This window comes from Roseisalinus antarcticus (assembly GCF_900172355.1).
In the GTDB taxonomy this organism is placed as follows: Bacteria; Pseudomonadota; Alphaproteobacteria; order Rhodobacterales; family Rhodobacteraceae; genus Oceanicola; species Oceanicola antarcticus_A.
Genome location: NZ_FWFZ01000067.1, coordinates 1 through 7475 on the forward strand (window position 1 = coordinate 1; position 7475 = coordinate 7475).

The window sequence follows — 7475 nt, forward strand, 5'->3', positions numbered from 1 at the left end:
AGACCAACGACGAGTGGACCGTGGCGCGGCGCTACATGTCGCTTGAAACCCTCGCCCGCGTCACAGACAATCCCACCGTCAGGCTGCCCGCCGTGGCCACCTGATCAAGCTCGAACCTCTCCGAGGGGCGGCGCTCCTACACCACCACCGGGGACACTATCGGCGAGGTCATGGGGCAGGCGATGGCCGAAGACTACGACCTGCTGCTGGGGCGCAGGACATACGACATATTCGCCGCCCACTGGCCGAATGCGGGTGACGACAATCCAGTCACGCAGAAGTTCAACAAGGCGACGAAATATGTCGCGACGTCCACGCCCGACACGCTGGATTGGGAGAACAGTCAGGCGATCACCGGCGATATCGCGAAGGGCATCGCAGAACTGAAACAGGGCGACGGCCTGCCGCTCAGCGTCCAGGGCAGCAGCCAGCTGATCCAGACCCTGCTTCAGAACCGGCTTGCCGACGAGCTGTTCGTCTGGACCTTCCCGGTGGTTCTGGGCGCGGGCAAACGCTTCTTTGGTGAGGGTGCGGTGCCGCAGGGGCTGGAACTGGAGGATGTGAAGACATCCACAACCGGCGTCACAATGACCCGCTACCGCGCCGCCGGGGGCGTCAAGATCGGCTCGTTCACCCTGGATGCGCCATGAGGGCCTAGAACCGGGATGACCCTTCCATGACCATCACGATTACAGCCTTCGCTAACTCCCCGGATCGCGGGCGGGGTCAGGCGCGCGACATGCCCGTCCGCTGGGCACTCGAAGAAGCCGGTCAACCCTGTGATGTCCGGCTCGTTTCGTTCAGGGAGATGAACGAAACGCCCCATCTGGCCGATCAGCCGTTCGGGCAGATACCCACATATGAGGAAGACGGGCTGGTCCTGTTTGAGTCGGGCGCGATCGTGCTGCATATCGCACAGCGCCATTCGGGTTTGCTACCTGATGACGAAGATGCACGCGCGCGGGCGATCGTGTGGATGTTCGCCGCGCAGGCGACCGTAGAGCCGCCGATCACCGAACGTGAAGCCGCAGGATATCTTGAACATGATCAGGACTGGCACAGGCAGCGCCTGCCTTTGATGGATGAACGTATCGGGAAACGGCTAGCCCAGCTTTCCGCCCGACTCGGCGATGCCGACTGGCTCGACGGTGCGTTCAGTGCTGGCGATCTGGTCATGGTTGGGGTGTTGCGCAGATTGAACCGGTCGCCGATGCTCAACAGCTATCCCAACCTGCAGGCCTATATCGCCCGAGGTGAAGCGCGCCCCGCCTTCAAGCGCGCATTCACCGCGCAATTGACTGTCTTCGAGGGGCGGGCGACAGACACCTGAGGTGCGGCGGCAGAACTATTACCGCCGCAAGTCAGTCCCGTTCAGGCCGCGCTCTCCGTCTCCAAATGCTTTGTGTCGAACTCGGCCGTCCGCTGTGCCGAAGGCTGCGCCTCGCACCTCTCGATCCACGATTTGATCGCCGGGTGATCGGGTGCTGCCTCGGGGAACCATGTGAAGGGTGAGACCAGCAGCAGATCGGCCGCTGTGAACCTGTCGCCCATCAAGAAGGGGGCTTCTTCCAGTGCCTGGGCCAGTCGCGCGGTCATCTCCGGCACGCCCCGAAAAGTGACGTCGAGGACCGGATGCGACAAACCTGCCGCGCCAAACACGATCACCGGCTCGACCACGTTGCCATACCAGGCAAGCCAGCTCAGGTATCGCCCCCGCTGCGGATCGCCCACGACCGGTCCCATTCCGGCCTTCGGAAACAGGTCGGTGAGATAGAGGATGATCGCGTTCGATTCCCATATCTCGATGCCATCATGCACCAACAGCGGCACCTTGCCTTCTGGATGCGGGTTCTTCGAATCGTGTCCGCCCGATCCATCCCGATGGGTGATGCTAACGATGCGGGTATCGACCTCGGGCCAGATATCCAGTTCGTCGATCAGGCGGATGATGCGGGAGGAGCGCGTCCGGGGCGAATGATACAGGGTGAGCATGGCTTTGACCTCATTGCTTGGTTTCGATCTGCTATCCGTTATGCGGGAGCCATACTGCCAGTTCCCGTCAGGAAGTCATGAGCCGCCCCGAACGCCTGTTCCGCCTTCTAAATGCTCTGCGGGTTTTGCCCAAACCGGTGACGGCCGCCCGACTGGCCATCGAGACCGAGGTGTCCGAACGCACGCTTTACCGCGATATCGAAAGCCTGCGGGCCGGTGGTGCACTGATCGACGGTGCGCCCGGACTTGGCTATGCGCTAACCGAGGATTCGGCCCTGCCGCCCCAGACTTTCGACCGAATCGAAATGGAGGCCTTGGTCGTCGGCCTGAGCGACGTGCGTCAACGCGGCGATCCGCGCTTGGCCCAGGCGGCCGATTCGGCGCTCGCAAAGATCGCCGCGACCTTGCCCAAGCGCCTGCAACGCCAGATTCTTCACGCGACACACATGGTGTAACGGTACGAAGCACCCGCGAAGGTAGCGCCGGATATTTCAGCGATTCGCATGGCCTGTTGGGAAGAGCGCACAATTGACCTGCGCTATCGGGACGCCGATGGTTCGCTGACCGAACGGCGCGTCTATCCCCTGGCCATCGTCTATCTCGACAGCGGCACCGGGCTTCTCGCATGGTGCTGCCTGCGGAAGGACTTTCGGAAGTTCCGAATGTCGCGGATGGACATGGCCGAACCGGCACACGAGAGCTTTCGACCAAACCGGGTCAGGCTGCTGCGTGAGTATATTTCACAGATGGCGGAAGAAGGCTCAAACCAAATTTCGTCCGCATCATAGGTCGGCTAAAAGCAACGCTTTGTTGATCGCTGCGAAATGGCCCCAGTGCGGACAATGATGCCGTTTGCATCAGGCGCGAGTGACTATTTTTCGTAGTGCCATTCTGGCACAAATGTCTGAGCGTCCATGGGCGGTCGCACATAGCCCCTCCGCGGCGGCCTGTCTTCCAGCCGGATCGGCTTCGGGGTCAAATCTTCGTATGGCACCATCGAAAGCAGATGACTGATACAGTTCAGTCGAGCGTGTTTTTTCACATCGCTGTTCACGACATACCACGGCGCTTGTTCGATGTCGGTGTGGGCGAACATGTTGTCCTTTGCGCGACTGTATTCCTCCCACCGCTTTCGGCTTTCCAGATCCATGGGGCTCAACTTCCAGCGCTTGGTCGGATCCGACAGGCGTTTTCGAAAACGAGGCTCCTGCTCCTCGTCGCTGACCGAAAACCAGGACTTGATCACCTGGATGCCGGAGCGGACCAGCATCCGCTCGAACTCAGGACAGCTGCGGAGAAATTCCTCATATTCTTCATTGGTGCAGAACCCCATGACGCGCTGGACACCCGCACGATTGTACCAGGATCGGTCGTATATCGCCACTTCGCCGGCAGCAGGAAGATGGGCCGCGTAGCGCTGGAAATACCATTGGGTCCGTTCCCGTTCCGTCGGTGCAGGAAGAGCGACCACCTGAGCGATGCGGGGGTTCAGAGGCTCCGTGATCCTCTTGATCGTACCACCCTTGCCGGCAGCGTCCCGTCCTTCAAACACGACAACAAGGCGGTGGCCTGTGGCCTTGATCCACTCCTGCATCTTCGCCAGCTCGATCTGCAGGAGGGCAAGTTTCTTCTTGTATCTTTTGTTCGAAATCCTTGCTGAGGTCGCTTCGGGTTCGTCGGCCATAGATGTACACTCCTTCCCCAAGGCGTAAACTTAGCACATGTCTGGGGATTCTCGCTGCCCGTGCCGGTTCAGGCTTTTTTGGGCTCGTTCCTTCCGTTCGCTGCCGAGTCACCGAAGGGCTGCAGCGAGTCGTGCGAGTAGTGATGAGCGACAACCAACTTGTCCGGCGCCGTCAGCCAAGTTGGCCGCTGGGTTCAGTCGGAAGCCGGGCGTAGCCCGGCTGGAGGCTGGAGCCAGCGGCGCGATCGTCTTCCAGGGAGGGTGATGGCGTAGGTGCTGGCCGCTGCGGGCCGGTATGATCGGGATCTCTGCATCCAACGGAGGTCCCGCCGTGCCGGGCAAACCCGTCACCGACCAGCAAGTGAGAGTCTACATGCAAGACCGCCATCGCCATAGCCAACGCGCTGCCGCTGCCCGAGCCGGGTTCAGCGAGCGCACCGGGCGTCGGATCGAAGTCGATCCGCGCCTTCCCTCGCAGCGCCCGCCCGAGCGCGGCCGCACCGTGCCCGATCCGTTCGAAGCGGTCTGGGAGACGCTGCTGCTGCCGATCCTCGAGAACGATCCCGCCGTGCAGGCGGTCACGCTCCTGAGGCATCTGCAGATGACCGACCCGGACGCGTTCCCGGACGATCGCATCCGGCGCACGTTGGAGCGCCGCGTGCGTGACTGGCGCGCACTGCACGGCGAGGCCAGGGACGTGATCTTCCGTCAGACCCCGGAGCCGGGCCGCATGGCGCTGTCGGACTTCACCGACGCGGAGGAACTCGGCGTCACCGTCGCCGGCGACCCCTTCGCTCACCGGCTCTACCACTTCGTGCTGGCTTACAGCGGCTGGGAACATGTCGGCGTGGTACTCGGCGGCGACAGCTTCACCGCGCTGGCCGAGAACCTCCAGAACGCGCTCTGGGCCCTGGGCGGCGTGCCGCGCGAGCATCGCACCGACAGCCTCTCGGCCGCCTACCGCAATCTCGACCGCGAAGCCGCGGAGGATGTGACCCGGCGCTACGATGAGTTCTGCGCCCACTACGGCATGACCGCCAGCCGCAACAACCTCGGCGAAGCGCATGAGAACGGCGCGGTGGAATCCCACAACCGTCACCTCAAGACCGCCCTCGACCAGGCGCTGATCCTGCGCGGCACCCGCGACTTCGCCGATGTCGCCGACTGGCGCCGCTTCGTCGACCAGCTCGTCGCCCGCCGCAATCGCCGCCGGGACGCTGCCGTGCGCATGGAGGTGACGGCGTTGCGGCCGCTGCCCGCCCGGCGCACCACGGACTTCACCGAGATCGTCACCCGTGTCACTCGCACCGGCGGCTTTCTCGTGAACAGCGTATTCTGCAGCGCGCCTTCCCGGCTGATCGGCCAGCGCCTCTGGGTCCATGTCTACCACGATCGTATCGAGGCTTGGCTCGGGGGGGACCCATGTCGTCGGCCATCCCCGCCTGCGCCGGCGCGATGACGGGAAGTGCGTCCATCGCATCGACTATCGGCACGTGATCCATGCCCTGCGCCGCAAACCGCAGGCACTGGCGGGCTCGGTCTACCGCGACGGGCTCTTTCCCCGCTCCGAGTATGCCGAAGCTTGGGCCGTGCTGTCCGCGGCCTTGCCCCAGCGAGACGCCTGTCGACGCATGGTCGATCTGCTCTGGCTCGCCCACAGCGAAAGCTGCGAAGCCGAACTCGCCGCGCTGATCGCAGACGACCTCGGCTTGAGGGATCTTCCCGATGCCCGCGAGCTTGCCAAACGCCTCGAACCGCGACGCAGAGAACTCCCGGCTGATGTGCCCGTGGCGCCAACCGAACTGGCCAGCTTCGACGCCCTGCTGGAGGTCCGCGCATGACCGCCCGTGCCGTCGACGTCCACGCGCTGCCCGCCATGCTGACCGCACTGCGCCTGCCCAGCTTCCATCGCCACTGGACGTCGCTCGCCCAGTGCGCCGACACCGAAGGCTGGCCCGCCGCGCGGTTCCTCGCGGCACTGGCCGAAGTGGAACTGGCCGAGCGCGAGACCCGGCGCATCCAGCGCCATCTCGCGGAGGCCCGGCTGCCGGGCGGCAAGACGCTGGCGACCTTCGACTTCAAAGCGCTGCCCGCCGTGCCCCGCGCCCGCATCGAGGCGCTCGCCGCCGGCGACTAGGTCGAGACCGGCGCCAACCTCATTGCAATCGGTAACTCCGGCGCCGGCAAGACCCATCTGCTCTGCGCCATCGGCCACGCCCTCGTCGAGGCCGGCCGGCGCGTGTTCTACACCCGCACCACCGATCTGGTGCAAAGGCTCCAGGCCGCCCGTCGCGACCTCGCTCTCGAAGCGGCACTCGCCAAGCTCGACCGCTTCGACCTGATCATCCTCGACGACATCGGCTACGCCCAAAAGGATCAGGCCGAGACCTCCGTCCTCTTCGAACTGATCGCCCGGCGCTACGAAACCCGCAGCCTCGCCATCGCCGCCAACCAGCCCTTCAGCGCCTGGGACCGCATCTTCCCCGACAAGGCCGTCCCCGTCGCCGCGATCGACAGGCTCGTCCACCACGCGACCATCCTCGAGATGAACGTCGACAGCTACCGCCGCCGCGCCGCCGCCGGGCGCACTACCCTCGAGGTCGAGGGCGCAGCGACAACCACCGACAGCCTCGCCGACAACCACGATCACCCCGCCAGCGACAACCTTGCCGGCAAAACCAAGGAGAACGTCACCACCTGAACACCCCGCCGCAGTCGTCAGAACCGGCCAACTTGGCTGTCGCAAGCGGACATCAAGGTTGACGCTCTACAAGTAGGTCGCCTACTGAACTGGGACTGGCTGCAGCATGCCGTCGATATCGAGATTCAGGGCGCTGCGCCAGAGCGGCGTCTTGAAGATGTGGTGCACGTGTTTTCCTGCGCGTTCTTCATCGGTCTCAATAAGCAACCCCGCCCATTCGAGCGGGCGCAGGACACAGGATGAGAACGCGGCCATCTCACGCCACCCGACATTGCCCCGATCATGGCCGTCGCCATAGAATGCGGCGAACAGGGCGTGATCGGTCGTTCCGTGATCGGCCTCGACGTTGATGACATTCATCCAGACATCCCACTTCCCGTCCGGGCGCTCTGCAAAGCGGGCGTAGGATGCATGGTCGATATCCAGAATGAAAAAGGGGATAAGCTCGGCAAGCAACCTCCCTGGGGACTGCGCCAGCTCTGCGCCACGCTTGGTCAGCCGGAATTCACCTTTGAAGTGGCGTCCCAGGCGCAAAGTGATCAACAGGTAGTGCAGCACCTCGAGCGGCGGAAACTCGTATTCGTTGATGACCTTGTTGTAGCGGAACATTCCGTCCGCGCCTGAGCCCGGCCAGTCGAAGTGTTTGACCGCCCAATGGACGAAGACACGCTTGAACGCCTTTGTCTGGGTCAAACCGATGGCCCCATGGTCCTGCGCGTAATGAAGTGTCAGCAGCGCCGCGCGCAGCAACGGCGAATGCGCAAGATCTGAATGGTCATCGGAAAGGGTGCGGAACACCATCATAGCGCGATGCTGGCACGAGGCTGTTGCCGAAGCCAGAAGCAGATCGTCCTCGAATCTCTGGAGGACTCGTCAAACGTTGAGGTGGCGTTGATGTGTTTTGGACAAGCGAAAGCCCGACTGATTAGGCCGGGATTTAAGCGTTTGATATCGTTTGGTATTTTTGGTTACGGGAGTAGGATTTGAACCTACGACCTTCAGGTTATGAGGGTCACCCCTGCAACTCAAAAAGTCTTGTGAACTCCGAGACTTATCCAAATTTCGGATACAACACGTCGGCGTCGTGTCGCACGGAAC

The 7475-nt window shown here is 63.1% G+C and carries 6 protein-coding genes and 3 pseudogenes; 6 read left to right on the forward strand and 3 right to left on the reverse strand.

From position 1 onward, the window contains the following. Positions 1–143: 143 nt before the first annotated feature. Together ROA7023_RS22500 and ROA7023_RS22505 are read left to right on the forward strand one after the other, a co-directional pair. Positions 144–650, forward strand: a pseudogene (locus ROA7023_RS22500) (dihydrofolate reductase family protein); the annotation flags it as partial. 26 nt (positions 651–676) lie between these two features. Further along, positions 677–1330, forward strand: coding sequence for a glutathione S-transferase family protein (locus tag ROA7023_RS22505; RefSeq protein WP_085881217.1), 654 nt, complete (start codon positions 677–679; stop codon positions 1328–1330). Positions 1331–1371: 41 nt separating this feature from the next. Here the strand turns inward: ROA7023_RS22505 and ROA7023_RS22510 are convergent, their stop codons facing one another. Next, a complete protein-coding gene (locus tag ROA7023_RS22510) occupies positions 1372–1992 on the reverse strand; it encodes a glutathione S-transferase family protein (protein WP_085881218.1) in 621 nt (206 codons plus the stop codon). Positions 1993–2009: 17 nt separating this feature from the next. Here ROA7023_RS22510 and ROA7023_RS25605 point away from each other — a divergent pair, with 17 nt between their 5' ends. Both ROA7023_RS25605 and ROA7023_RS25610 read left to right on the forward strand, forming a co-directional pair. Continuing rightward, positions 2010–2447, forward strand: coding sequence for a helix-turn-helix transcriptional regulator (locus ROA7023_RS25605; RefSeq protein ID WP_306372513.1), 438 nt, complete (start codon positions 2010–2012; stop codon positions 2445–2447). Between the two features lie 48 nt (positions 2448–2495). Then, on the forward strand, positions 2496–2780 hold the full coding sequence (locus tag ROA7023_RS25610) for a helix-turn-helix transcriptional regulator (RefSeq protein WP_442475997.1): 285 nt from the start codon (positions 2496–2498) through the stop codon (positions 2778–2780). A gap of 83 nt (positions 2781–2863) precedes the next feature. Here ROA7023_RS25610 and ppk2 read toward each other — a convergent pair whose 3' ends face one another. Then, a complete protein-coding gene (gene ppk2, locus ROA7023_RS22520) occupies positions 2864–3676 on the reverse strand; it encodes a polyphosphate kinase 2 (protein WP_085881219.1) in 813 nt (270 codons plus the stop codon). Between the two features lie 331 nt (positions 3677–4007). Between ppk2 and istA the strand changes: the two are divergent. Next, positions 4008–5517 (forward strand): annotated as a pseudogene (istA, locus tag ROA7023_RS22525) (IS21 family transposase). Continuing rightward, a pseudogene (gene istB, locus ROA7023_RS22530) lies at positions 5514–6377 on the forward strand (IS21-like element helper ATPase IstB). Before istA ends, istB begins: the two co-directional pseudogenes overlap by 4 nt. An 81-nt stretch (positions 6378–6458) precedes the next feature. On the opposite strand, the gene ROA7023_RS22535 reads toward istB, so the two are convergent. Beyond that, a complete protein-coding gene (locus tag ROA7023_RS22535; RefSeq protein WP_085881220.1) occupies positions 6459–7181 on the reverse strand; it encodes a hypothetical protein in 723 nt (240 codons plus the stop codon). Positions 7182–7475: the final 294 nt, after the last annotated feature.

Bases quoted from the DNA above. Each gene is read 5' to 3' on its own strand.
- ROA7023_RS22505 (WP_085881217.1), top strand. From the start codon at position 677: ATGACCATCACGATTACAGCCTTCGCTAACTCCCCGGATCGCGGGCGG.
- ROA7023_RS25610 (WP_442475997.1), top strand. From the start codon at position 2,496: ATGGCCTGTTGGGAAGAGCGCACAATTGACCTGCGCTATCGGGACGCC.
- ROA7023_RS22510 (WP_085881218.1), bottom strand. From the start codon at position 1,992: ATGCTCACCCTGTATCATTCGCCCCGGACGCGCTCCTCCCGCATCATC.
- ROA7023_RS22535 (WP_085881220.1), bottom strand. From the start codon at position 7,181: ATGATGGTGTTCCGCACCCTTTCCGATGACCATTCAGATCTTGCGCAT.
- ppk2 (WP_085881219.1), bottom strand. From the start codon at position 3,676: ATGGCCGACGAACCCGAAGCGACCTCAGCAAGGATTTCGAACAAAAGA.